The following is a 25,469-nucleotide window of genomic DNA, read 5'->3' as shown; positions in this document are numbered from 1 at the left end:
TTTTTTTATTTTAACGGTTCTTCAATTCTTCTTAAAAAATTAAAATCCAGTTGTTTTTTAACTAAATCGGCATTTTTTACTTTAACGTAAATTTCGTCTCCTAATTGTAATAATTTACCAGAAGTTGCGCCGGTTAGTGCATATTGTTTTTCGTCAAAAGTATAATAATCATCTTTTATATCTCTGATTCTACACATTCCTTCACATTTATTCTCGATGATTTCAACATAAATTCCCCACTCTGTCACACCAGAAATAACTCCTAAAAATTCCTCATCCTGATGATCTTGCATGTATTTTACCTGCATGTATTTGATAGAATCACGTTCTGCATTGGTTGCCAAACCTTCCATTGTTGACGAATGCAAACATTTTGTTTCATATGTTTCTTCATCAACAGATTTTCCTCCATCCAGATAATGCTGCAACAATCGATGCACCATTACATCGGGATAACGACGAATTGGTGAGGTAAAATGCGAATAATAATCAAAAGCTAAACCGTAATGTCCTATGTTATCCGTAGAATATTTGGCTTTACTCATACTTCTAATCGCAAGCGTATCAATTAAATTCTGCTCTTTTTTACCATTTACATCTTCCATTAATTTATTCAAAGCTTGTGAAATAGAACCTTGTTTAAAATCAATTTTATGTCCGAACTTGGCAATAACAGCTTGCATCGCAAAAAGTTTATCCTCATTTGGCTCATCGTGAATTCTATAAATGAACGTCTTTTTTTGTTTTCCAATATATTCCGCTACTTTTCTATTGGCCAAAAGCATGAATTCTTCAATCAAATGATTGGCATCTTTCGAAACTTTAAAATAAACGCCTTGAGGTTCGCCGGCCTCATCTAAATTGAACTTCACTTCTACTTTATCAAAAGAAATCGCTCCTTCAGCCATTCTTCTTTTTCTAAGAATTTTAGCTAATTCATCCATTTTTAGCGTCGCAGCAACAATTGCTGCTGAAACTTGATAGGAACTTCCTGTAATCGAAATTTCTTCCGGAATCACATCGTCTTTGGTTTCTATGATATATTGTGCTTCTTCGTAAGCAAAACGCTGATCAGAGTAAATTACTGTTCTTCCAAACCATTGATTCACTACTTGCGATGTTTCAGTGATTTCGAATATGGCCGAAAACGTATATTTTTCTTCATTTGGACGTAATGAACAAGCAAAATTTGATAATACTTCGGGTAACATTGGCACTACTCTATCCACTAAATAAACCGAAGTTGCTCTTTGATACGCTTCATCATCCAGAATTGTTCCTTCTTGAAGATAATATGAAACATCGGCAATGTGAATACCAATTTCGTAATTACCATTTTGTAGTTTTTTGAATGAAAGTGCATCATCAAAATCCTTCGCATCTTTTGGATCAATGGTAAAAGTCAGCGTATCACGCATATCGCGACGTTTGGCAATTTCACTTTCTTCTATCGAAGTATCAATTTTTTGTGCAAACGTTTCCACTTCAATAGGGAATTCTGACGGTAAACCGTATTCAGCAAGAATTGCATGGATTTCTGTATCGTGCTCTCCAGGTTTCCCTAAAACTTTTATTACTGAACCAAAAGGACTGTCAGCTCTGGCTGGCCAATCTTCGATGTGAACCAAAACTACATCTCCTTGCTCAGCCTCGCCTATTTTATCCTTTGGAATAAAAATATCAGTGTACATTTTTGGATTTGCTGTAGAAACAAAAGCAAAATTAGCTTGAATGTCAATAATACCGACAAAATCAGTTTTATGTCTTTCAAGGACTTCAATTACTTCACCTTCTGGTCTTTTTCCTTTTCTACGATTGTAAACATAAACCTTGACAATGTCTTTGTCTAAAGCGTGGTTTAAGTTATTTGTAGGAATAAAGACATCTTCTTCCATATCAGGACAAACAAAATAAGCTGTTTTACGTCCTGTCATGTCAATCTTACCTTCGTAATACTCTTTACTTTCAGCTTTCACTAAGTATTTACCTGGTTCTGACTCTATAATTTTATTTTGCGAAGCCAGAATTTTCAAATCTTTGATAATTTGATTTCTGCTTTCGGTATCTTCAAGCTCTAGCTTTGCTCCTATTTGTTTGTAGTTGAATGCTTTATTAGCACTTTGCGATAATATTTTTATAATTTTTTCAGAGAAATCTTTCCCTTTTTTTATCGGCTTTCTTAATCTTTTACTCATAAATCTGTTCTTAAAAGTCTAAAATTACAAAATACTAAACTGTTATCAGTACAGAGTGCACAGTTTTAAAGAAAATATAACTTTACAAAATAGTTGTATCTTTATAAAAAGTATCAAAAATGGAAGAATTTCAAACCATTGCAATTTTCAATTATTCCCATGAAATTGTAGTTATAAAGCATTTGCTGGAGCAGGAAGAGATTAACTATTTTTTTGAAAACGAAACGTTGGTTTCCATCGATCCTTTTGGCAGTTTCGCTTACGGTGGAATCAAACTCAAAATTCATTTCAACGATTTTGAAAAAGTCCAGGAACTGTTAGACAACTTGAACAACAATTTGAAAATCGTTTGAAACTGAAATCAATCTAAAATCAATTTTTTGACTTTGAATTTTTTGAAAGTTGTCAACATATATTTAAATAAACAAAAAGAAAATTTAAATTTAAAATCTTTCTTGGTTGTTATTATAGCTTGTTAATAGTGGCAATAAATTTATTTTAAAATGCATTGAAATCAAGTTTTAGGATGTTATTGGGAGTTATCAACATACTTATTCTAGGATAAAGTATTAGTTTTAAAGTGTTTTTAGATTTTAATTAACAATGGTTAATAACAGAAAAACTATTGGTTTTGTAAATAACTCACACTACCCTTTTTTGTTGATAACCTACTTTTTAATATTGATAACTATTCTAAAAATTCCTCAAACTAAATTAGGATTTAAAAACTGGGTTTTGGATTACTTTTTTTTTCGATACAACCAAAAAATAGTTCTTATTTTCTATCCAAAGTTATGAACATAACATGTTAATTTAAAGTTAACTGAATATCAAGCAATTGCGTTTTGCTATTAACAATGCAATTTTTTAACATTTATAATATAAAGTTTTCATTGATTTACAGCTAATTATACATTTAAAAGAATTGTTGATAACTGCTAAATAAATCATAATCTGATAGTTACAAAATGAATTCTTGTATGTAGTTTTGATGATGCATTTGAATTGAAATTATCAAATAAAGAAGCCTTAATTAATTCATCAGAATAGATTACTTTATTTAAATTTGCAGCACACAACTTAACACATATAATATGAAAATCTCCATAGGAAACGATCACGCAGGACCGGATTACAAAAAAGCAATTGTTGAAATGCTGCAAGCAAAAGGACATGAAGTAACGAATTACGGAACCGATTCAGCAGAAAGTGTGGATTATCCTGATTTTGGACGTCCGGTTGCCACAGATGTTTCTGAAGGAAAAGCTGATTTTGGAATCGTTATTTGCGGAAGCGGAAACGGAATTTCAATGACGGCGAATAAACAATCGAAAGTTCGTGCGGCTTTATGCTGGATGAAAGAAATTGCAGTTTTAGCGCGTCAGCATAATGATGCGAACATTATTAGTATTCCTGCGCGTTTTACTTCGATTCCACAAGCAGTAGAAATGGTAGAAGCATTTTTAAACACTGAATTTGAAGGTGGAAGACACCAAAATAGAGTAGATAAAATTTCTTGTTAGTACTCTATTATTCCAGAATAAAAAAGTACCAAAAGGATTAAAATTTGGATTACTATAATTCCGTAAAACCTCAAAAGGAAGCTTTCTTTTGAGGTTTTATGTCTAAAGAAAAGCATGGCTAACCCGGAACCAATTGTTCCGCCCAGAATACTTGTAAGCAATAAATTACGTTCAGAAATGCGCCTTTTTTGCTGAATGGCCAGCCGTTTGTCAACTCCTATTATTGAAAAAGCAACTAAATTAATAAGTGGAAAATACCAGAATAAAAAAGACATAAATAAGGAGTTTTGACTCAAAGGTAGTACTTTAGCATGTATAAAAACTAACAAAATAATGATGCTAATTCAGAAGAAATAGAATCTAATTTATTAAAAACGAGGATTGTTGAAGTAAATTGCTATTGTCATATGGCTTATTAATAAGAGATATTATTTAAAATATTAGAAATGAAAGATTTAACAAATTCACAGATAGACCGAAAAAATGTACTGAATAACAATATGGCTATCAAAGAAATATATAACCAATTAGGTTTTACGGGAATATATTTCGAGAATAAATACAGATTTACACTCAATCAGGTTGCTAAATTTTATGAAGTTGATACCAGAACAATTGAACGTATTTTACAAGATAACAATCATGAGTTACAAGATGCAGGGTATGAAATTTTTAGAGGGGTTAAACTCAAAATGTTTAAAGACTTCATAAATCAACTGACCGACATTGATGTCGGCCAGTTAATGCCAGATAATGACAATGAATTGGTTGGAAAAAGAGCTACAAGTTTATCAGTATTTACTTTTAAAACTTTACTTAACATAGGTATGCTATTACAAACTTCAGAAAAGGCCAAAGAAGTCAGAACATTTATGTTAAATGTTGTAATAGATGTATTAAATAAAAAATTGGGAGGTTCTACCAAATTCATTAATCAAAGAGAAGAAGAATTTGTCCCTGCCGCTATAAGAGAAATAAATTATAGAAAAGAATTTACTAATGCGGTTGATTTATGTATTACAAGCAATAAGTTTAAATATGGGCAATTAACGGACAAAATATATAAAAGTATTTTCAAAGAAAACGCTAAAGAGTATCGTAAAGTTCTTGATTTGAAAACTAAAGAAAGTGTGAGAGCAACTATGTATTCTGAGGTATTAGATTTAATATCAAGTTATGAAAATGGTTTTGCAGAATTTTTAAAAGATCAATTTGAGCTTAATAAAAAACAATTCTCTTTATCAGAAGCCCATGAAGTATTCTCTAATTTCGAAAAACTAACCAATAAAATTTATGAACCATTAAGAGAAAAAGCAAGAAGCTTGATGGCAAGCAGAGATATGGCTTTTAGAGATGCTTTACATGAAAAATTAAAAGATTATGTAAGTACAGTAAGTACAGAAGATTTCAATAAATTTTTAGGGGAGAAAAGTCAAGCATTGGAGGAAAGATTAAAAGAAAATATTGATGTGTTCAAAAGACTAAAAGACCGCTAGTTATGGAGTACTTTTATTTTGATATGACACATGCCGTTAAAGAACAAGATTTTATTATTGAAAATAGTGGAGGTAAAAAAGGAATCATAAATATTGGTTTAGTTGACAGTGTTTTAGAACACATTAAAAATGATTGGTATTATCCGGAATTTGAAAATAAAGTTTGTCATTTATTTTATTCGATAAATAAAAATCATGCCTTTGAAGATGGAAATAAAAGAACATCTATTGTTTTGACTTCCTATTTTTTAGAGATAAATGGATTTGATTTCAAAGTAAGTTACTTTATCAGAGAAATGGAAAACATTGCAGTTCACGTCGCTGATAATAGAATTAATAAAAATTTATTACAAGAAATTATTACATCGATTCTTTATGAAAATGACTATGATGAAGAACTTCAATTAAAAATAGTAAATGCAATATATCTAGAAGAGAGCAACCAAGAAGAAACGGAATTTTAAATACCTATTTAGGATAATAATAAAGAATCCTAATAAAAGAATTAACACATAATGACTAATATACAATTCATATCAAAAGGCGTTGCTACCGCAGCGATTAACATTCAAAATACCGTTCAATTATTACAGGAAGATTGTACCATTCCCTTTATTTCCCGGTATCGAAAAGACAAAACCGGTAATTTGGACGAGGTTTTTATTGAGCAAATTGCCAAATTTCAGAAAGAATACGAAGTGATTGTAAAACGCAAAGAAGCGATTTTAAAATCGATTCAGGAACAAAATGTACTTAGCTCAGAATTAGAAAAAAAAATCCAGCAAAGTTTCGATTTACAGGAATTGGAGGATTTTTATCTGCCTTTTAAAAAGAAGAAAAAAATTAAAGCTGACACAGCCCGTGAGAACGGATTAGAGCCATTAGCCAAAATTATTATGGCGCAGAATAATGATGATGTTGATTTTATTTCGACAAAATATTTGAACGAAAATATCATCAATGAAGATGCAGCATTGCAAGGCGCCAGAGATATTATTGCCGAATGGATTAATGAAAATATTTATGTTCGAAAGCAACTCCGACGATTGTACGAACGCAAAGCAACGATTACAACTAAAGTAGTAAAAACGAAGAAAGACGACGAAGCGGCGCAGAAATTCAGTCAATATTTCGATTGGTCAGAACCATTGAGTAAAGCACCTTCCCATCGATTGCTAGCAATGCTTCGCGCAGAAAATGAAGGCTTTATCAAGTTTAAAGTAGAAGTTGATATCGATGAAGCGTATGATATTATTGATGCATTAGTTTTAAAAAGCCAAAATAAAACCACGCCACACGTTCAATTAGCCATCGAAGATTCGTATAAAAGATTGCTGAATCCGGCTATTTCAAACGAAGCTTTGCAGGAGGCTAAAGCCAAGGCTGATGCCAATTCTATTCAGGTTTTTGCGAACAATTTGGGACAATTATTGTTAGCACCGCCTTTGGGTGAAAAACGAATTCTGGCCATTGATCCAGGATTTAGAAGCGGATGTAAAATTGTTTGTTTGGACGAAAAAGGAGATTTATTGTATAACGAAACCATTTATCCACATGCGCCTCAAAAAGAGGAAGCGATGGCGATGAAAAAAATTCGTTCGATGGTCAATTCGTATAAAATTGATGCGATTTCAATAGGAAATGGAACGGCTTCGAGAGAAACCGAATTCTTTATCAAGAAAATCGCTTTTGATAAACCGGTTCAAGTTTTTATCGTTTCAGAAGCGGGAGCATCGGTGTATTCAGCTTCAAAAATTGCCAGAGACGAATTCCCTAATTATGATGTGACGGTTCGAGGTTCGGTTTCTATCGGAAGACGATTGAGTGATCCTCTGGCGGAATTGGTAAAAATTGACCCGAAAGCCATTGGCGTAGGCCAATACCAACATGATGTAGACCAAACCAAACTCAAAGAAGAATTAGACAATACGGTGATTCGTTGCGTGAATTCAGTTGGAATAAACATTAATACGGCCAGCAAGCATTTACTGAGTTATGTGAGTGGAATAGGAGAGAAGCTGGCTGAAAATATTGTAAATTATCGTTCTGAAAACGGTCCATTTATAGATCGTAAACAACTCAAAAAAGTGCCTCGTTTAGGTGAAAAAGCGTATCAGCAAGGCGTTGCTTTTATCCGAATTTCGAATGCAAAAAACCCGTTGGATAATTCAGCGGTTCATCCCGAAGCGTATGGAATAGTGGAGAAAATGGCCAAAGATTTGAAATTGACAGTGCATGATTTGATTGCCAATAAAGAAAAAACAGCTTTGATACAACCAGAAAAATATATTACACCTGAAATAGGTTTATTGGGATTGAAAGACATTATCAAAGAACTCGAAAAACCAGGATTAGATCCAAGAAAGTCCGCCAAAGTTTTTGAATTTGACCCGAATGTAAAAACGATAAAAGATGTAAAAACAGGAATGGTTTTGCCTGGAATTGTCAATAACATCACCAATTTTGGTTGTTTTGTGGATATTGGCGTGAAAGAAAGTGGTTTGGTTCACATTTCCCAACTCAAAGCAGGTTTTGTGAGTGATGTAAATGAAGTAGTAAAATTACACCAACACGTTCAGGTAAAAGTAACGGAAGTCGATGAGGATAGAAAGAGAATTCAGTTGACGATGATCATTTAAACAAAAAAAAGGCTTTTCAAATTATGAAAAGCCTTTTTTTTATTTTGTTTCTTCTTCTTTTTTATCAGCTGGCTGACCGTCTTTGGCTGCGTTTTTGAATTCTTTGATTCCGCTTCCTAAACCTTTCATAAGTTCCGGGATTTTTTTACCACCAAAAAGTAATAAAACAATCGCTAATATAACGAGGATTTCTGTAACACCTAATCTTCCCATGATAGAATAATTTATTGCCGAAGCAAATTTGTAATAAACTTGAAAGCAAAGGTATATAGAATTAGTTTACGGAAATTCATTTTGACGCATTTATTTGGTTTCAACTGCGTTAAAAATTTATTAAAAATTAATTGTGGTTTGCAATAATCAAGAAAAACAAGGCAATACAAGCAACGACATTAATTGTTATATTTGTTCAATAATCAATTTATATGTCCAAGAAAAGACAAAAACGAAAAAAAATCAAAGAAAAACTATTCAATAAACGACGTTTAATCATACTAAACGAAGATACTTTTGAAGAAACTTTTTCGTTGAAACTTACTTTAATGAACGTTTTTGTGGTAGCAACATTAGGAGCAATAATTATTACATTTGTTACCACTTTTATTATTGCTTTCACTCCTTTACGAGAATTTATACCGGGCTATTCTTCTTCAAAATTAAAGAAAGAGGCTATGGAACTGGCTTTAAAATCAGATTCTTTGTCAAAAGCCTTGAAAAGAAATGAAGCGTATATCAAATCTATTCAGAAAGTGTTGACAGGAGAATTAGAATATGCAAAATTCAATAAAGACTCGATACTGGAAGCAGCAGATGAAATTAATACACCAGTTGATTTATCGCCATCCAAACAAGAACTGGAATTGCGGGAACAAGTAGCAAAAGAAGAGAAAAATTCGCTTTCTAAAAAATCAAAAAAAGAGTAAAAAAACAAATTTTTATCTTTTAAAGAACAAAAATAAAAATGTCAATAAAATCAATTGCAGCCAAAATATTTGCACAAAAAATATACAAGAAAACACAACTTTGGGCCAATAATCCTGTTGAAACTCAAAAGAAGGTTTTACAAAAATTAATCAAAGATGCGAAGCAAACACAATTTGGTATCGACCATCATTTTGACCAAATAAAAAATGAGAAGGATTTTGCCAATCAAGTTCCAGTTCGGGATTATGAAGCGTTAAAACCGTATGTGGATAAGGTAGTAAAAGGGGAGGAAAACGTCCTTTGGAAAGGAAAACCGCTCTATTTTGCGAAGACGTCCGGAACGACTTCCGGGGCCAAATACATTCCGTTAACTAAGGAATCGATGCCGTATCATATTGAGGCTGCTCGCAATGCGATTCTGCATTATATTCACGAAACAGGAAAAGCTGATTTTGTTGACGGGAAAATGATTTTTTTGCAAGGAAGTCCATTATTAGAGGAAAAAAACGGAGTTAAATTAGGTCGCTTGTCTGGAATTGTAGCCAATTTTGTTCCGAAATACCTTCAAAAAAACCGAATGCCCTCATGGGAAACGAATTGTATTGAGGATTGGGAAACCAAAGTAAATGCAATTGTCGGTGAAACCTTTGATAAAAACATGACGGTCATTTCAGGGATTCCTTCTTGGGTGCAAATGTATTTTGAAAAATTGCATCAAAAAGAAGGGAAGCCAGTAGGTGAAATCTTCAAAAATTTCAATTTGTTTATTTACGGCGGCGTCAATTATGAACCTTATCGCGCTAAATTTGAAAATCTTATTGGACGAAAAGTAGACAGTATTGAGTTATTTCCGGCTTCGGAAGGATTTTTTGCATATCAGGATTCGCAAAAGGAAAAAGGAATGTTACTGCTTTTGAACTCTGGTATTTTTTATGAGTTTATAAAAAATGATGAGTTTTACACTGATAATCCGAAACGATATACGATTGGCGAAGTAGAATTGGGAGTGAATTATGTTTTGATAATTTCTACCAATGCGGGACTTTGGGGCTATAATATTGGCGATACGGTTCAGTTTACCAGTTTTAAACCGTACCGAATAATTGTCTCGGGAAGAATCAAACATTATATTTCTGCTTTTGGAGAACATGTAATTGGGAAAGAAGTGGAAAGTGCGCTACAGGAAGCAATTATTGGAACTACAATCCGAATCAATGAATTTACGGTGGCGCCGCAAATCAATCCCGCAGCAGGATTACCGTATCACGAATGGTTTATTGAATTTGAAAACGAACCGGAAGACAGCGTATCTTTTGCGGAAGCGTTAGACAATGCCATGCGAAAACAAAACATGTATTATGATGATTTGATTGTGGGCAAAGTGTTGCAAAAAGTGGTAGTTACCAAAGTGGTTAAAAACGGTTTTCAGGACTATATGAAATCGATTGGAAAACTGGGCGGTCAAAATAAAATCCCTAGACTTTCGAATGATAGAAACATTGTGGATTTGTTAAAAAGTAAATAAATGTCTTACCTTTGAAGGTTAGAAAATAAGTAGAAAATGAAAGAAACAAAAAATATATCTCGCTCCAGAGCGCAAGAATCATCGGCAGCAATTGAAAAAATGTACATCACGATGCGTCACCTTTTTAACAGGGGATTTTACAAACCTATGGGAATTTCAGGCGATACCTTGCGCGAAGCATTATTAGCATTGCGACCAGAAATTTATGGAAATATTGCTGAAGAAAAAGTAGAATTGAACGGACTTTTATATGTAATTGAACGTCTTCCGGTAGGAATTGAAGAATGTCGATTTATCAATTTAACATCCGATGAAGGGTATTCTAAATCGCATTTTCAGGCGATTGTACCGCCAAAAAGACGTCGTAATTGTTACCGTATCGATGAGGAGCAAATGAATGTGGAGATTACAAGAGGACGTTCGGATATTTATGATATTCTGACGCATTTGACCTTTATATTTATTGAATCACACAAAATTAGAAACAGAGTTTTACTGGATGATGCTGGTGAGGTTTCCCGCGATTGGTTCAAACTGGAACAAGCGGTTTCTCAAAAGAAGAAACTGACTTTGGTAGAAAAAGAGAAAGCTATTTCGCACGCTGCCAATATTCTGGGAAGAACATTTGAAGAAGTATTGGATATTTATGACGCTTTTGGTTCAGCTGCTGCGCCAGATCGTTTCTTGCATGTTATCTTTTGGTTAGGGAAACTTGCCATCGAAGAAATTGTAGATGATAATAAGCGAACAATCACTTTCAGTCCTATTTTGAGAGAACGATTGGGACACCATATCCACGGCGAAATTTGGGCTACTAACATTAAGGAGGTTTTGAAAGAAAACCAACTTTTAGACCGTCCAATTCACGTAATCAGTGCGAACATGCACAGTGTGATGAATTCTATTTTTGCAACGGAAGTTTTGAAAACCAAGTTCAAAGACAAATCTGATTTCTTTATTTATGAAGAATTGAGTAAGTCCGGTGCCAATGCGGTTCGAAACCAAGTGGAAGAAGTCGCTTTGAAATGCGGAATGATTTCGTTGCCGGATACATCTGGAACAAATATCGACGTACAGATTTTTGATACCGCAAAAATTGATTGGGCAAAAACATCTTTTCCTAAAGCAAATATCGGTGACAAAGAACCAGTATTGATTGTTATGGATTATGCTTTTGGAGAACAAGCGTATGAAACCATTGATGAGCTGTTGAAACCGTTTAAAAAAGACATTTTATTGAATGTGGAATCAGTTTCTATCATGGGAAAAGCTGGAATTCTGGAAGGTGGAAAAGGAGATATCATGATTCCAAATGCGCACATCAATGAAGGAACGGCGGATAATTATTTTTTCGAAAATGAATTGACTGCTGATATGTTTGAAGGAAATGACATTGCTGTTTTTGCCGGACCAATGGTTACCGTTTTGGGAACTTCACTGCAAAACCGAGATTTATTGAAGTTTTTCCATGAGTCGACTTGGGGAATTATCGGACTGGAAATGGAAGGTTCTTATTACCAAAAAGCGATTCAATCTGCTTCTAAAATCAGAAAAAGTGTTCCTCATGATGTGAAGGTTAGATATGCGTATTATGCATCGGATAATCCTTTGGAAACTGGAAGCACATTAGCTTCAGGTGGATTGGGAACAACAGGTGTAAAACCTACCTATTTGATTACGATTAAGATATTGGAACAAATTTTCAACGTAAAATAAAAAGATAGGATGAACACTAACCAACCCAATAACCAAGAGGATCAAGAAATTGATTTGAATCACGTTTCAAAAAAAATAGGAAGTTTTTTTGATGGGATTGCCTCCTCAATTTTTAAAGGAATTCAGTTTTTTATTCGCAATGCAATACTAGTTTCTGTTCTGGTTCTTGTTGGATTTGGTTTGGGTTTTTATTTAGACAAGACACAAAAAAGTTATGACAATTTAATTATTGTTCAGCCTAATTTTGGTAGTGTTGATTATTTGTACTCAAAAGTTGATTTGATTGAATCAAAAATTAAATCAAGAGATACTGTATTCTTGAAAAATGTTGTTGGGATTTTGCGACCCAAACGTTTAAATAAAATACAAATCAAGCCCATTGCTGATGTATACAATTTTATTAGAAATACACCAGAAAATTTTGAGTTAATCAAGTTAATGGCAGACAATGGCGATATCAAAAAAATTATTGAGGATAATGTGACTAGTAAAAACTACTCTTACCACACCATTTCTTTTGTAACAGATCACGCAGTTGTTGATAAAGAAATGACTGAGCCACTTTTACGTTTTCTTAATGAATCCGATCATTATAAAAAAATTCAAGTGGCAAGTTTAAAGAATATTGAGGTCAAAATGAAGCAAAATGACACAATTATCTCTCAAATAAACAATGTATTAGGTTCTTTTTCTACTGCTGCAAATGCTTCTCAAAAAAGTGATAAGTTAGTGTATTACAATGAAAATACTCAGCTCAATGATATTATTAAAACAAAAGATCAATTGGTTGTAGAACAAGGAATACACCAAATCAATCTCTTAGGAAGTGATAAGATTATAAAAGACATTAGCACAACGACAAACATAAAAAAAACAGGTTTGCTTCATGGAAACAGAAAGATAGCACTGCCATTATTATTTATTATACTTTATGTTTTAGTCCATTCTTTCATAGTATTTTATAAAAAGCAATCATTAATTGCAAACGAAAGCAAATAGTGTTTTTATGGAGGTAATGGATTATTTAAAAGAGTAAATTAATAGTTAAATAGCTGGTATTTTGTAAAGGTTTTAAAAAGCAACAATGCCAAAAACTTTAAAAAAATGAAAAAAAAAATATTTTTTGCATGCTTGATTTTATCAATAGTATTTAGTTCTTGTAAAAAAGAAGAGATCAAAACAGTAGTAAATCCCGCTGAGGTTGAAACGAATAAAAACAGCTTTAAAATCACCTTGACTGCCACAGTTAGGGAAGATGATAATTTTCAGATGTATTATAGTCAAGATGACTACGAAGCTCCTTATCAAGAGGACAATTCGGTTTGGGTTGCTGTAAAAGCTAGTGATAAGCCCCAAGATATTGTTTTTATCCTGCCCCAAGATGTAATTCCAAATTACATAAGAATTGATTTTGGAACCAATGAGAAGCAAAAAGAGATCAGTATTCAAAACTTTAAAATGAATTATTTTAGCAAAATTTTTGAAGCTAAAGACTCCTTGTTCTTCGACTATTTTATTCCAAATGATTGCGTTAAAATTTTGGAAAAAAACAAATCAGTTGTTCAAAATATTCAGTCTGAAGACGGAAGATACGATCCATTATTTTATTCAGAAAAAGCACTTTATGATCAGATTCAATTGCTTATTAAATAACCGATTTTAAAGTTATATGGAGTCACAGTTTGTGGCTCTTTTTTTTGGATTAATGAAGCGTAGGTTTGGTTTAAAAATGAATTTGAAACAAGAATTACACTCCATATATTATATTTGTAATAAATCACATCATCTTGTTTAAATCAATAGGTCTACAGGTATTGAAAAATAGTAGAATTAAAAACGGTACTATTTATGGAATTGGTCAAATTGTAAATTTGATTAGTCCGCTTGTGGTCATGCCTTATTTGGTAGCGATTTGCGAAAAAGAAGGGCTAGGAAAAATTGGCGTTGGTTTTTCCTTTGCTTTAATATTTAATGTTTTGGTAGATTATGGTTCTTATATCAATGGGACCAAAGCTATTGCAATTACTAGAAACAACCTTGAAGTTATCAATCAAAAAATAGTTTCGATCTATGTAATGAAATTTTTTTTGCTTGTCATTTTACTTTTTGCTGCTTTTTTTTTGATTTGGTTTGTTCCTTTTTTTAACCAGGAACAAATGGTTTTCTTTTTTAGTTTGTCGTATGTATTGGGCCAAGTTATTAACCCTACCTGGGTTTTTCAAGGATTAGAAAATTACAAATGGATTTCATTTATTAATATTGTATCCAAACTAATTTATGTAGTGGGTGTATTTACTTTTATCAATACTAAGGACGATTACAAGTATGTCAACGCTTATTTGGGTCTCGGATTAATTGTCTCTAGCAGCATAGGCTTACTTTATTTGATAAAAAAATACAATTTACGGTTTTATTCTACTGTTTCTAAAGATGCTTTAGTGTTATTGAGGCAAGAGTTTTCTTTAACAATATCCCAGTTATTTTTGTCTTTTTATCAATATCTTCCCATAATGATTATTAGTTATCTGGGAGGAAATGTAATGGCAGGACAGTATAGAATTATAGATCAAATTGTAATGATTTTTAGGACTTATTTACAAATGTTCTTTAATTTTATTTATGCTGATGTTTGTTTGCAAATACATAAAAATCTTAAACATGGCATTACACATTGGTTGCGGTATTACGGTCTTAATTATGCGGTAGTGGTATTGTTAGTAATTGTTGCATTTGTGTGTACTAAGCCTATTTTATTGTTTTTTAATATTGGTTCAGATGAATTGGTTCAGATGAATGTTTTTTTTAAAACAGGTTTGATAATTCCATTGTTTATGGCTGTTTCCATTGCTTTAAAACAATTGCTTTTTGCTTTGGATAAAAATAAAGAATATATAAACATAACCATTGGATCATCTGTTTTTAGCATGCTTGTTTTTTTTATATTTATTAAAAATGTGGGACTTCAAGGCGCTTTTTTAGCCACGATTTTCATTGAAATAGTAGTGATTGTTTTATATTGTATTGTTTTGAAACCACTAATTAGATTGAAAAAATAATGATGAATTTTACAATTTATAAAAGTTTCCCGTACCAAATTTTATTCTTATTATGCATAGGAGTTTCGTTGTTTGCAAACTATGAACTTACTTTTACAGTATGGTTTTTAACTTTATTGGTTACCATAAAAAGAAAATATTCTGTTACCATAGTAAAATATTGCTCGATCTTCCTAGCTATACTTTTAGTTGCAACTGTCTCTACCTTCTCTAGTAAAACGACTCTTTTTTTATTTATTAGAGACTTTACATACCTTATAAAACCTATTTTAGGATTACTAGTGGGCTATCAGCTTTGTAGGTTTAGCAGTAAGTTAGCATTAAAGGTTTTTATCTATACAGGTCTAGCTATTTCAATACTACATTTGGTGACCTTATTTTTCACCATAATCCAATTTAGAACGCTAAGTGTTAATTTTTTGAGGCAGCAGGGCGGTTATTTTAGTGATTATGAAATATATGTTTTAATAGTCCTTATTTTTTATAAAAATTTAAAAATCGAAATTTCAAAGAAACAAAGAACGGCTTTATTACTTGTGATAGGTTTGTCTAGTTTTTTATATCTAGCCAGAACGAATTTGATTCAGTTTATCATTTTATATATGGGTCTAAAAGGATATTTAGTGTACAGTCACAAATCTTTAAAAGTTATTTTGTCTGTACTTTTATTCACAATTGTAGGCTACACAGCCATTGTTTACTTAAATCCAAAACGAGAAGGCAAGGGGATTGAAGCTTTTTTATACAAAATAAAAATTGCTCCCGAAGAGGCCTTTAAAACACGAATTAATAAGGATGACTGGAAAGATTTTAATGATAATTACCGGTCTTTTGAAAATATTATTACTGTAAAACAAGTTTCAAACAAGGGTACTCGTGCAATATTGTTTGGGGAAGGGTTGGGGTCAACATTAAATATTGGTCGAAAAATATTAACAAATGACAATGAGTACGTTCAATACATACCGATTGTTCATAACGGGTACATGACTGTTTTCTTAAAATCGGGGCTACTGGGAGTTATTTTGCTACTAGTTTTCTTGATTCATTTGTACAGACAAAAGAAATCTAATATTGAGGCCGTACAAGCTATAAATTATTTATTATTGGGTTCCAGTGTTTTTTTGATAGTATCTAATTGGGTTTTTTTAGGTTTGTATTTAAAATTAGATAACAAATCAATTATAATAGGATTTTTAATTGCATTAAGAGAAGTCATGTTAAGAGAGTGTAAAAGTCAAAAAAGCAGTTTAAATGAATATTAAAAACACAACCAACATCTTTGTTGACTGTCATGTTTTTGATAGCGGTTTTCAAGGGACTAGAACCTATATTCAAGGTCTTTACACGGCATTGATGCAATATGAAGACCTACATTTCTTTTTGGGTTCCAATAATCCAAAATCCTTACAAACTATTTTTGGAAATCACCCTAACGTGACGTACGTGCAATACCAGTTCCAAAATAAATACTTGAGGCTTCTTATTGATATTCCTAATATTATTAAAAAAAACAAAATTGACTTTGCGCATTTTCAATACACTGTGTCACCCATAAAAAGATGCAAATATATCGTGACAACGCATGATGTATTGTTTATTGATTTTCCAAAATATTTTTCGTTTTTTAGTAGATTTATCAATACCATTTTATACCAACAAAGCGCTAAATGGGCAGATATTAGACTTACGGTATCTGAATATTCCAGACAAAAATTAAAACAACATTTTGGTCTTTCAGATTATGTAGTAACGCCAAATGCAGTTGACGGTGCTTTTTTTGAAACCTATACTAAGGAGCAAGTCAAAGTTCGAGTTGCAAATGAATTTTCATTGAACGATTACATAATTTATGTAAGCCGGTGGGAACCCAGAAAAAATCATCAAATGGTGTTGAAAGCTTTTGTTGAATTGGAATTGTATAAAAAACACCAACTTCTTTTTTTAGGTAACGAAAGCATCTTTAATCCGGAGTATCAGGAAATATTTGATGGATTAACACCTGAGATAAAAAATAAAATAACAACCATAAATAATACTGATTTTCAAACGATGTTGTTGCTATTAAGAGGAGCAAATGCATCTGTTTATCCCTCATTTGCTGAGGGGTTTGGTATTCCTCCATTAGAATCAGTGGCAGCAAAAATCCCTACAATCTGTTCTGATAAAACGGCTATGTCTGATTTTATTTTTTTTAGGGAATTTTATTTTGATCCCTCCAAACAGAAGGAATTCAATCAGAAATTGCTTTATATTCTTGAAAACAATACAACCACAGAATTTGAAAAAATGGCGCATTCCATTAAAGAAATTTACAACTGGGAACACACTGCAACAGTTGTTTATGAACTCCTAAAACAGCATACAAATCAATCCAGATTTTATTGATTTTTTGCGGTGCCACTACCAAATAATTTATTTTTTGTTTTGACTAAAAAATTATAATTCTTAGCAAATTGTTTCTTTAAAAAGGAGGCATCATCTTTAGGAAACCAGTCGGTTGTTCTTTGTTTTTCAATTTGGCAGATATGATTTTGATATGCATATGTTGCAATTGATGTTCTAAAATGCCCTTCAGGAAAATTTGTTAAATCATATCCATGCAGCGTGTAAGGTGCACATTGCTGAATAACAAAACGATTAAAGGGAACATCCAGCTCAGCTTCTTCTCCAGTTCTTAGATCTTTTATTTTTAATTCACCCTTGTGCTCTTTTTTCCAGTCTTTGTTGAGGTATAATAACAGGTTTAATTCACGGTACCAGTTGTTGTGAATGGGATGGTAATTAAAGTCCAGATGCATGTCTAAAAAGCTGTTTTTCTTTCCTTGATGCAAGCCTCCACCGTGATTTTTTGGATCAACAAAAATGGATTTTGATGTGATATAGGATAATATTTTATTGAACCTTTCAGAGGATAAGTCGTCATACAGTTCATGTAATTCAGGGCTTAATACTTTATAATTTGATTTTTCAAATTTATTATTTGCAAATGCATAATCCCGACTTTTATTATGAAGTTCTGGAATGCTACCATAAGCTTTTATTAGTTTTTCCTCTTCACAAAATTGATCAATTATTAAGTGCGGAAACGGTTTAGCGGTTAGATACGCTAAGCGTAGTTGCTCTAAATTATGTTCTAAATTTTCAAAATTGATCATAAACAGCTTTGTAAGGTAATTTTAAACAAAAATAACTATTAATATATCGATTTAATTTAATTAGATTTAAATTTTCACCTTCAATTCCAGTATTTGAGTGTTTAAAACTTTTAAAATCAGTATTTTTGGAAATTGATTAAAAATAATGAAATGAAAATTGCAATTCTCGGTACTAGAGGAATTCCTAACAATTATGGTGGTTTTGAGCAATTTGCCGAAATTTTTGCAGTTTATCTCGCCCAGCAAAATCACGAAATTTATGTTTACAATACTCACGATCACATTTTTAAAGGAAAAATGTTTCAAGGAGCTCATATTATTCACAAGTACAATCCAGAACATAAAATAGGTACGGCAGGGCAGTTTTTCTATGATTTGAACTGTATTCTTGACTCCAGGAAAAGAAAATTTGATATTATTCTGCAATTAGGGTACACCAGTAATTCCATTTGGTCTTTTCTTTTGCCAAAAAAAGCTGTTATTATTACAAATATGGATGGGCTGGAGTGGAAGAGAACTAAATATTCTAATAAAACCCAAAGATTTTTGCAATTTGCAGAGAAGAGAGCTGTAAAAAGCAGTGATTTTTTAATAGCAGATTCCCTAGGAATACAAAAATATCTTAAAGAAAAGTACAACAAAGAGTCTTCATATATAGCGTATGGCGCAGCACCATTCTTGAACCCAAATGAGGAGTTGCTTTTACCCTACAACTTAGATAGTAATGCCTATGACTTATTGATAGCTCGGTTTGAACCTGAAAACAATATAGAAATGATTCTGGAAGGAGTTGCTGCTTCACAAAATGATAGACCGATAGTTGTTGTGGGTAATAGCAACAATAGTTTTGGTAATTATTTAAAACAAAAGTTTAAAGACAATCCTAGAATACGTTTTATAGGTGGAGTTTATAACAAAGAACATTTAGATAATCTTAGGTTTTTTTCATCACTTTATTTTCATGGTCATTCCGTGGGTGGTACTAATCCGTCTTTGCTTGAGGCAATGGCTGCAAAAGCATTGCTTGTGGCGCATAAAAATGAATTTAATCAAGCCATTTTAAAAGAGAACGCCTTTTATTTTTCGAATGCTAAGGAGGTTCAACAACTAAGAGAAACAGTCCATAAGAACCGTCACGAACAAATTGTTCAAGATAACTTTAGGACGATAATTCAGGAATTTAATTGGAACAAAATAAATGAATCTTACCTTACCTTATTCAAAAAAAGCCTTCAATAAAATTGAAGAATTGTGGCAAAATCAAACAGTTTTGGTTTATCTTTTAGCTGCAATGCTCATTACGCTTCCGCTGAAACACAACATCGGAAGCATGACTTGTATTATTTTTTTACTGGTTTGTTTTTCTAAGGCTAAAAAAGCTAATTTTTCAATTTCAAAAGTTGAAATACTTCCGATACTCCTCTATGTATTGATGATGCTTTCCTTATTATGGACTATTGATATGCGCACCACAACTGCTGGACTACAAAAAGAAATATTGGTTTTATTAATGCCCATTGCTTTTTGTTTTTTACCAAATTTAAACCAAGACCTTAAAAATCGGGTTTTTAAAATTTTCAGTTATTCAATGGTGTTTTTTGCCTTGTTTTGTTTAGCTAAAGCAGTGTTTAAATTTATAAATTCAGGAGATGCCAGTGTGTTTTTTTACCATGAATTGGTTACCGCTAGCCTCAATGCAATCTATGTTTCGGGTTTTGCCTCTTTTGGGATGTTCTATTTTTTGGTCCAAAAAAACAAAACAATTTCTGATCAATTAGTATTATTAACTCTAGTTGTTTTTGTGTTTTTATTGTCTTCAAAAAATATTATAATTTGTGATTTCATTTTGGTCATGGTGTATCTTTTCTTTTTTTCTGGGTTTTCTAGAAAAATAAAAACAGTAATATTTGTAGCCATTCTTTTGATTATAACAACTTTTATAGCATCAATAAAACCCATTAGAGACCGGTTTATGATTGAGTTTCAAACGGCACTGGTTGATGGCTCCTTAAAAGAAGGATCTGAGGCAACTAAAAATTCTGTCTACAGCATTAGTTTAAAACAAGCTTGGAACCAAGACCAGTTTCAGAAGAATGATTTTTTTCCAGGGGCTGCTTTTCGAGTTTATCAAACGAGGATTTTTATAGAAATGCTTCAAGAAGAAAGCATTTTTTTCACGGGATTCGGGTTAGATGCTGCTCAAACTAAAATTCAGGAAAAAGTAAAAGAACACCATTTACATGAGAGTTATGGTGTGTATAATTTTCACAATGAATATGTTCAACTGTTTTCTGAACTTGGTTTTTTTGGTTTTTTAATTCTGGTTAGTATGTTGTTTATCTCCATTAGAAACGGAATTAGAAATAAAGATTTTGTGCATATCGCTTTTTCGGTAACAATGATAGTGTTATTTTTGACCGAATCCTTTTTGAGTAGACAAAGAGGAATAATTTTTTTTATTGTTATTTACTGTCTGTTAAACAAGGTAAATCAGAATAAAGAACAGAACTTATTGCAATGAAAAGAATACTTATCACCGGAGCCGCAGGATTTTTAGGATCACATCTTTGTGACCGTTTCATAAAAGAAGGTTACTATGTTATTGGGATGGACAATCTCATTACGGGAGATTTAAAAAACATTGAGCATCTTTTCAAACTAGAGCAGTTTGAATTTTACCATCATGACATCACCAAGTTCGTGCATGTCCCAGGGAATTTAGACTACATTTTACATTTTGCTTCGCCAGCAAGTCCTATTGATTATCTAAAAATTCCTATTCAAACACTTAAAGTAGGCTCACTTGGCACCCATAATTTATTGGGTTTAGCCAGGGTTAAAAAAGCCAGAATCCTTATTGCATCAACTTCTGAAGTGTATGGAGATCCATTGGTTCATCCACAAACCGAGGAATATTATGGAAATGTAAATACCATCGGACCAAGAGGCGTTTATGACGAAGCCAAACGTTTTCAAGAATCTATAACTATGGCCTATCATACTTTTCATGGTGTAGAAACTAGGATTGTTAGAATTTTTAATACGTACGGACCTAGAATGAGACTCAATGATGGCCGTGTTATTCCTGCTTTTATTGGTCAAGCTATTCGAGGTGAGGACTTAACTATTTTTGGAGATGGATCACAAACCCGATCTTTTTGTTATGTAGATGACCAAGTTGAGGGAATTTTTAGGTTATTGCACTCTGATTATGTATATCCAGTTAACATTGGAAACCCGGATGAAATAACCATCAAGGATTTTGCCGAAGAAATCATAAAGCTTACCGGTACCAGTCAAAAAGTGGTCTATCACCCTTTACCAATAAACGACCCTTTGCAACGACAACCAGATACAACTAAAGCCAAAGAATTGCTTGGTTGGGACGCTAAAGTAGGCCGTGCCGAAGGAATGAAAATCACGTATGAATATTTTAAATCTTTATCTAAGGAAGAACTGTCCAAAGAGGAGCACAAGGATTTTTCTAAATATATTTTTTAAAGATGTGGTATCCTTTCATTCTACACGCAAATAGAATGGCTTAAAAGAATATTTCGTATTTTTAAAACGTACCCATACAAGTATGATTACAGGCCATTTTAATTTGTAATACTGTGAAAACAAAAACAGGAAGATATTCTGGTTATATTCGTCCATTTTCATTTGCCATTGATTTGTTAGTAATCAATGTCTTATTATTGTATATGACTGATTTTCCTGTGAAAACACCTTTTTATTTTGTTTTCATAAGTATTAGCTGGTTTGTGATTGCTGCTAACTTAGGTTTTTATGAAGTTTACAGGTATACTAAAGTTATTTCTATATTAAACTGCGCCTTAAAACAAGGCACATTATTTACTCTTTTTTGTCTTGCCTTAGCGTTTTATGAATCCTATAATTCAAGTTTTCAAAGTATTGGGTATTTTACTATGCTATCTTTATTAATTATTTTAATTGTTAAACTGTCTATTTATTATTTTTTAAAAAAATACAGGTTATTATATGGTGGAAACTTTAGAAAAGTAATTCTGATAGGCAATGTAAAAAGTACGGATCCTTTACAACAATTTTTTACAGAGAATCCAGATTATGGGTATAAACTAGAGCGTGTTTTTGAATTAGAAAATAATAAATCTAGAGCCCTCGAGGAAAGTTTTGATTATGTACTGGAGCATCAAATAGATGAATTGTATTGTTCTATGAGTGACTTAAATCAAAACCAAATTAATGAGATTGTTTTTTTTGCAGATAATAATTTAAAGACTTTGAAGTTTATTCCTAGTGAAAAGCAAATTCTTTCTCACAATTTTACTTTTGAATATTACAATTATATTCCTGTAATATCACTGCGTAATATTTTACTTGATGACACCTTAAACAAGGTGATTAAGCGCGTTTTTGATATTGTTTTTTCATTACTAATTATTTTAGGAGTGCTCTCATGGTTAACTCCCATACTAGCTGTATTTATCAAATTTGAGTCAAAAGGGCCTTTATTTTTTATCCAAAAAAGAAATGGACTAAATTACAAAGAATTCTTTTGTTACAAGTTTAGATCTATGGAACTTAATGATGAAGCCCACTTGAATCAAGTATCAAAAAACGATAATAGAGTTACTACAATAGGTCGTTTTATAAGAAAAACAAGTATTGATGAATTGCCACAATTTTTCAATGTTTTAATGGGCGAAATGTCTGTTGTAGGACCTAGACCCCATATGGTAAGTCATACTAGAATGTATGCACTTACAGTAGATAAATTTATGGTACGCCATTTTATAAAACCAGGCATAACAGGACTAGCGCAAACAAAAGGTTTTAGGGGCGAGGTAGAGGCGGATGAGGACATTATTAACAGAGTGAAATATGATATTTTCTACATGGAAAATTGGTCTTTAATTTTAGATTTAAAAATAATTTTCCAAACGGTTATCAATATTTTTAAAGGAGAAGAAAAAGCCTACTAGAAAACATTTTGTCGAATTAAATCTTCTATTTGTGTATTAAGATTAAACGAAGTTTGAACGTCATTAAAAATTCGTTTTTTCATTAAATCCAATTCTGCTTTTTGAATATTTGAAATGGTTTGCAGTTTCTCGTTCAAATCATCATAGTTTCCTACTTTGGCTACCCAGCCTAAATTATGCTTTTCAGTTATGGTTTCACCTTCACCACCACCAAAGTATAAAACTGGAAATCCCAATGCGCCATACTCAAAAATTTTAGAAGGAACAGAACCGTAAATTCTGGTCTTTAAAGGAACTATTGTCATATCAAACGATTTTAATTTTTCGTGTAAAGCTTTACGTTCTAACATGCCATAAAAGAAAATTTTCTTGTCTGCTCTGGACTGAATCAGCGCTTCAATTTGTTTTTTTTCAGCACCATCACCAAATAGGTGTAACTCGATATTTAAGCCTTCTAAATTGATTTTTTGACACATTTCTAAGACTCCTTGCGCCACGCCAAAAAGACCGGCATAGAAAATTCGAACAGGTTCGTTTTCTCGGGTTTCCAAATCCATTTCAATCGTTTTGTGGTCTGGAAAATTGCGATATAAAAAACATTTTTTTTCAGGGGAAATAGATTGGATATGAGTAATAATTTCGTTGGATTGACCTAAAATTAAACTTGCTTTTTTGTAGATAAAACGTTCTAAAAATAAAGAAACACGATGCGAAAATGAATTGGCTTTTAAAGCATTTAATTCAACGGCAGCCAATGGCCATAAATCAGAAACATTCAGAATAATTTTTTTTCGCTTCAGCGAAAGAACAAAAACTGAAATAAACGAAAGCAGTAACGGCGGGGATTGCACCACTACTTTTTGTGGTGTTTTTTGAAACAATAAGTAAAGAAATAAGCCCAAAGAAAAGGATAAAACCGATAGTAGTCTTTTGATTATATTTTTACTGTTGCTTGGATAAATCCAAAGACGTTTTACAAGAATATTTTGTAGATTTTCAGTAACAAAAAACTTGCCTTTGTATTCCGGAAACAGTTCGCCTTTGGGATAATTACCTAAAGGACAAATTACAGACACTGTATAATTATTTTGATGTAATTTTAAAGCCAGCTGCTCGATTCTATTTGCTGCAGCACCTTTTTCAGGCGGATAATAATTTGATATGATGAGGATTTCTTCCATTATTTTTTTGAAAGTAAAATATCAATTATTCGTTCAGAAGCGTTACCATCCCAAAGTTCAGGAATTCCGGATTTTCGAGGACCATTTTGAAGAAACTCTCCAAACATTTTATTTAGATTATTAACCGATGTACCAACTAAAGTATTCGTGCCTATGGTTTCCGTTTCAGGTCTTTCAGTATTATTTCGCATGGTAAAACAGGGAATTCCTAAAACCGTAGTTTCTTCTGAAATTCCGCCAGAATCTGTAATGACAGCAAAACTGTTTTTAATTAAAAACATAAAATTCAAATACCCTTGTGGTTCAACAAATAGGATGTTTTTCAAGTTCAAATTTGTTTCTCCTAAAATCGCTTTTGTTCTTGGATGAATAGGGAAAATCACTTTTTTATCACCAACCATTTTATCAATTCCTTGCAAAAGTTGAATCAATGATTGCTCTTCATCTACATTCGAAGGACGGTGTAAAGTCAAAATGATGTAATTCTTGGTTTCTAAACTGAATTCATTCCAAAAAATTGGTGCTGAAATGCGATTGAGGTTTTGATACAAAGTGTCTATCATTACATTTCCAATCAAATGAATATTAGAAGAATCTGCCCCATATTTCAATAAATTTTCTCCTGCCCAAATTGAGGTTGTAAAAAAATAATCGGTAATACTATCCGTAACAATTCGATTGATTTCCTCGGGCATTGTCATATCACCTGAACGAATACCAGCCTCTACATGAGTTAATTTAATATTTATTTTTTTTGCAACAATCGCACAAGCCATAGTCGAGTTGACATCGCCAACCACCAAAACTAAATCACATGGATTTTGCAGTAATTCTTGTTCAAAAGCAACCATTATTGCAGCTGTTTGTACTGATTGTGAGCCGCTTTTCACCTCTAAATTTACATTCGGCTCAGGAATATTTAATTCTTCAAAAAATGTATCGCTGAGGTTTTTGTCATAATGTTGTCCAGTATGCACCAATCGATAGGAGATTTTCGCACCTTCGCCTTGTTTTTTCTCTATCGCTTTGATAATGGGGGCGATTTTTATAAAATTGGGTCTTGCGCCTGCAACTATTGTGATTTTCATA

General features: G+C 32.3%; 23 protein-coding genes. 17 read left to right on the top strand and 6 right to left on the bottom strand.

The annotated features are described in order from the left end of the window. Nucleotides 1-5 precede the first annotated feature (5 nt). Entirely contained in the window at nt 6-2,195 is a 2,190-nt protein-coding gene (rnr, locus tag G7A72_RS09215; RefSeq protein ID WP_165152254.1) for a ribonuclease R, read from the bottom strand. Between the two features lie 119 nt (nt 2,196-2,314). Here rnr and G7A72_RS09210 point away from each other — a divergent pair, with 119 nt between their 5' ends. Together G7A72_RS09210 and rpiB are read left to right on the top strand one after the other, a co-directional pair. Continuing rightward, on the top strand, nt 2,315-2,548 hold the full coding sequence (locus G7A72_RS09210) for a hypothetical protein (RefSeq protein WP_091166467.1): 234 nt from the start codon (nt 2,315-2,317) through the stop codon (nt 2,546-2,548). 741 nt (nt 2,549-3,289) lie between these two features. Continuing rightward, nucleotides 3,290-3,718, top strand: coding sequence for a ribose 5-phosphate isomerase B (rpiB, locus tag G7A72_RS09205; RefSeq protein WP_165152253.1), 429 nt, complete (start codon nt 3,290-3,292; stop codon nt 3,716-3,718). Here the strand turns inward: rpiB and G7A72_RS09200 are convergent. After that, nucleotides 3,715-3,993, bottom strand: a complete 279-nt coding sequence (locus G7A72_RS09200; protein WP_113664711.1) for a DUF1294 domain-containing protein — start codon at nt 3,991-3,993, stop codon at nt 3,715-3,717. The two genes, rpiB and G7A72_RS09200, sit on opposite strands and share 4 nt — an antisense overlap. A gap of 171 nt (nt 3,994-4,164) precedes the next feature. Between G7A72_RS09200 and G7A72_RS09195 the strand changes: the two genes are divergently transcribed. From G7A72_RS09195 to G7A72_RS09185, 3 genes are read left to right on the top strand one after another with little or no spacing between them, the layout of a single operon-like run. Further along, nucleotides 4,165-5,214, top strand: coding sequence for a DNA-binding protein (locus tag G7A72_RS09195; RefSeq protein ID WP_113664712.1), 1,050 nt, complete (start codon nt 4,165-4,167; stop codon nt 5,212-5,214). Between the two features lie 2 nt (nt 5,215-5,216). Beyond that, nucleotides 5,217-5,678: a type II toxin-antitoxin system death-on-curing family toxin gene (locus tag G7A72_RS09190; protein ID WP_165152252.1), complete on the top strand. Its 462-nt coding sequence runs from the start codon at nt 5,217-5,219 to the stop codon at nt 5,676-5,678. A gap of 51 nt (nt 5,679-5,729) precedes the next feature. Continuing rightward, entirely contained in the window at nt 5,730-7,853 is a 2,124-nt protein-coding gene (locus G7A72_RS09185) for a Tex family protein (protein ID WP_165152251.1), read from the top strand. Between the two features lie 39 nt (nt 7,854-7,892). Here G7A72_RS09185 and tatA read toward each other — a convergent pair whose 3' ends face one another. Continuing rightward, complete coding sequence (tatA, locus tag G7A72_RS09180) at nt 7,893-8,066, bottom strand: twin-arginine translocase TatA/TatE family subunit (RefSeq protein ID WP_066075957.1); 174 nt, start codon at nt 8,064-8,066, stop codon at nt 7,893-7,895. A gap of 212 nt (nt 8,067-8,278) precedes the next feature. Between tatA and G7A72_RS09175 the strand changes: the two genes are divergently transcribed. The 8 genes from G7A72_RS09175 (at nt 8,279) to G7A72_RS09140 (ending at nt 17,462) form a co-directional block, all read left to right on the top strand. Next, nucleotides 8,279-8,776, top strand: coding sequence for a peptidase (locus tag G7A72_RS09175; RefSeq protein ID WP_165152250.1), 498 nt, complete (start codon nt 8,279-8,281; stop codon nt 8,774-8,776). A gap of 38 nt (nt 8,777-8,814) precedes the next feature. Continuing rightward, nucleotides 8,815-10,302 (top strand): GH3 auxin-responsive promoter family protein, encoded by a 1,488-nt coding sequence (locus G7A72_RS09170; RefSeq protein ID WP_165152249.1) that lies wholly within the window; start codon nt 8,815-8,817, stop codon nt 10,300-10,302. Between the two features lie 36 nt (nt 10,303-10,338). Then, the gene (locus G7A72_RS09165; RefSeq protein ID WP_113664717.1) at nt 10,339-12,018 is read left to right on the top strand and encodes a hypothetical protein; all 1,680 of its coding nucleotides are present in this window, start codon (nt 10,339-10,341) and stop codon (nt 12,016-12,018) included. A 9-nt stretch (nt 12,019-12,027) separates the two neighbouring features. Then, nucleotides 12,028-13,017 (top strand): hypothetical protein, encoded by a 990-nt coding sequence (locus G7A72_RS09160; RefSeq protein WP_165152248.1) that lies wholly within the window; start codon nt 12,028-12,030, stop codon nt 13,015-13,017. Between the two features lie 105 nt (nt 13,018-13,122). Further along, nucleotides 13,123-13,671 carry a hypothetical protein gene (locus G7A72_RS09155; protein WP_113664719.1) on the top strand — a complete coding sequence of 183 codons (549 nt, stop codon included), beginning with the start codon at nt 13,123-13,125 and terminating at the stop codon, nt 13,669-13,671. A gap of 134 nt (nt 13,672-13,805) precedes the next feature. Next, nucleotides 13,806-15,074 carry an oligosaccharide flippase family protein gene (locus G7A72_RS09150; protein ID WP_113664720.1) on the top strand — a complete coding sequence of 423 codons (1,269 nt, stop codon included), beginning with the start codon at nt 13,806-13,808 and terminating at the stop codon, nt 15,072-15,074. Further along, nucleotides 15,074-16,339 carry a hypothetical protein gene (locus G7A72_RS09145; protein WP_165152247.1) on the top strand — a complete coding sequence of 422 codons (1,266 nt, stop codon included), beginning with the start codon at nt 15,074-15,076 and terminating at the stop codon, nt 16,337-16,339. The genes G7A72_RS09150 and G7A72_RS09145 overlap by 1 nt, the downstream gene beginning before the upstream one ends. Then, on the top strand, nt 16,329-17,462 hold the full coding sequence (locus G7A72_RS09140) for a glycosyltransferase family 1 protein (RefSeq protein ID WP_165152246.1): 1,134 nt from the start codon (nt 16,329-16,331) through the stop codon (nt 17,460-17,462). The genes G7A72_RS09145 and G7A72_RS09140 overlap by 11 nt, the downstream gene beginning before the upstream one ends. Here G7A72_RS09140 and G7A72_RS09135 read toward each other — a convergent pair. Further along, nucleotides 17,456-18,232, bottom strand: coding sequence for a 2OG-Fe(II) oxygenase (locus tag G7A72_RS09135; protein WP_113664723.1), 777 nt, complete (start codon nt 18,230-18,232; stop codon nt 17,456-17,458). The two genes, G7A72_RS09140 and G7A72_RS09135, sit on opposite strands and share 7 nt — an antisense overlap. Before the next feature lie 150 nt (nt 18,233-18,382). Between G7A72_RS09135 and G7A72_RS09130 the strand changes: the two genes are divergently transcribed. The 4 genes from G7A72_RS09130 (at nt 18,383) to G7A72_RS09115 (ending at nt 23,199) form a co-directional block, all read left to right on the top strand. After that, complete coding sequence (locus G7A72_RS09130) at nt 18,383-19,471, top strand: DUF1972 domain-containing protein (RefSeq protein ID WP_165152245.1); 1,089 nt, start codon at nt 18,383-18,385, stop codon at nt 19,469-19,471. Beyond that, complete coding sequence (locus G7A72_RS09125; RefSeq protein WP_165152244.1) at nt 19,431-20,753, top strand: O-antigen ligase; 1,323 nt, start codon at nt 19,431-19,433, stop codon at nt 20,751-20,753. The genes G7A72_RS09130 and G7A72_RS09125 overlap by 41 nt, the downstream gene beginning before the upstream one ends. Further along, nucleotides 20,750-21,733, top strand: a complete 984-nt coding sequence (locus G7A72_RS09120) for a UDP-glucuronic acid decarboxylase family protein (RefSeq protein ID WP_165152243.1) — start codon at nt 20,750-20,752, stop codon at nt 21,731-21,733. Before G7A72_RS09125 ends, G7A72_RS09120 begins: the two co-directional genes overlap by 4 nt. Nucleotides 21,734-21,846: 113 nt before the next feature. After that, nucleotides 21,847-23,199 carry an exopolysaccharide biosynthesis polyprenyl glycosylphosphotransferase gene (locus G7A72_RS09115; RefSeq protein WP_113664727.1) on the top strand — a complete coding sequence of 451 codons (1,353 nt, stop codon included), beginning with the start codon at nt 21,847-21,849 and terminating at the stop codon, nt 23,197-23,199. Here G7A72_RS09115 and G7A72_RS09110 read toward each other — a convergent pair. After that, a complete protein-coding gene (locus G7A72_RS09110; RefSeq protein ID WP_165152242.1) occupies nt 23,196-24,380 on the bottom strand; it encodes a glycosyltransferase family 4 protein in 1,185 nt (394 codons plus the stop codon). The genes G7A72_RS09115 and G7A72_RS09110 overlap by 4 nt on opposite strands. Beyond that, nucleotides 24,380-25,468: a non-hydrolyzing UDP-N-acetylglucosamine 2-epimerase gene (gene wecB, locus G7A72_RS09105; RefSeq protein WP_165152241.1), complete on the bottom strand. Its 1,089-nt coding sequence runs from the start codon at nt 25,466-25,468 to the stop codon at nt 24,380-24,382. The genes G7A72_RS09110 and wecB overlap by 1 nt, the downstream gene beginning before the upstream one ends. Between the last annotated feature and the right edge of the window lies 1 nt (nt 25,469).

Source organism: Flavobacterium sp. Sr18 (genome assembly GCF_011064265.1).
GTDB classification, from domain to species: Bacteria; Bacteroidota; Bacteroidia; order Flavobacteriales; family Flavobacteriaceae; genus Flavobacterium; species Flavobacterium petrolei.
This window is presented reverse-complemented; position numbering and strand designations above follow the sequence as displayed.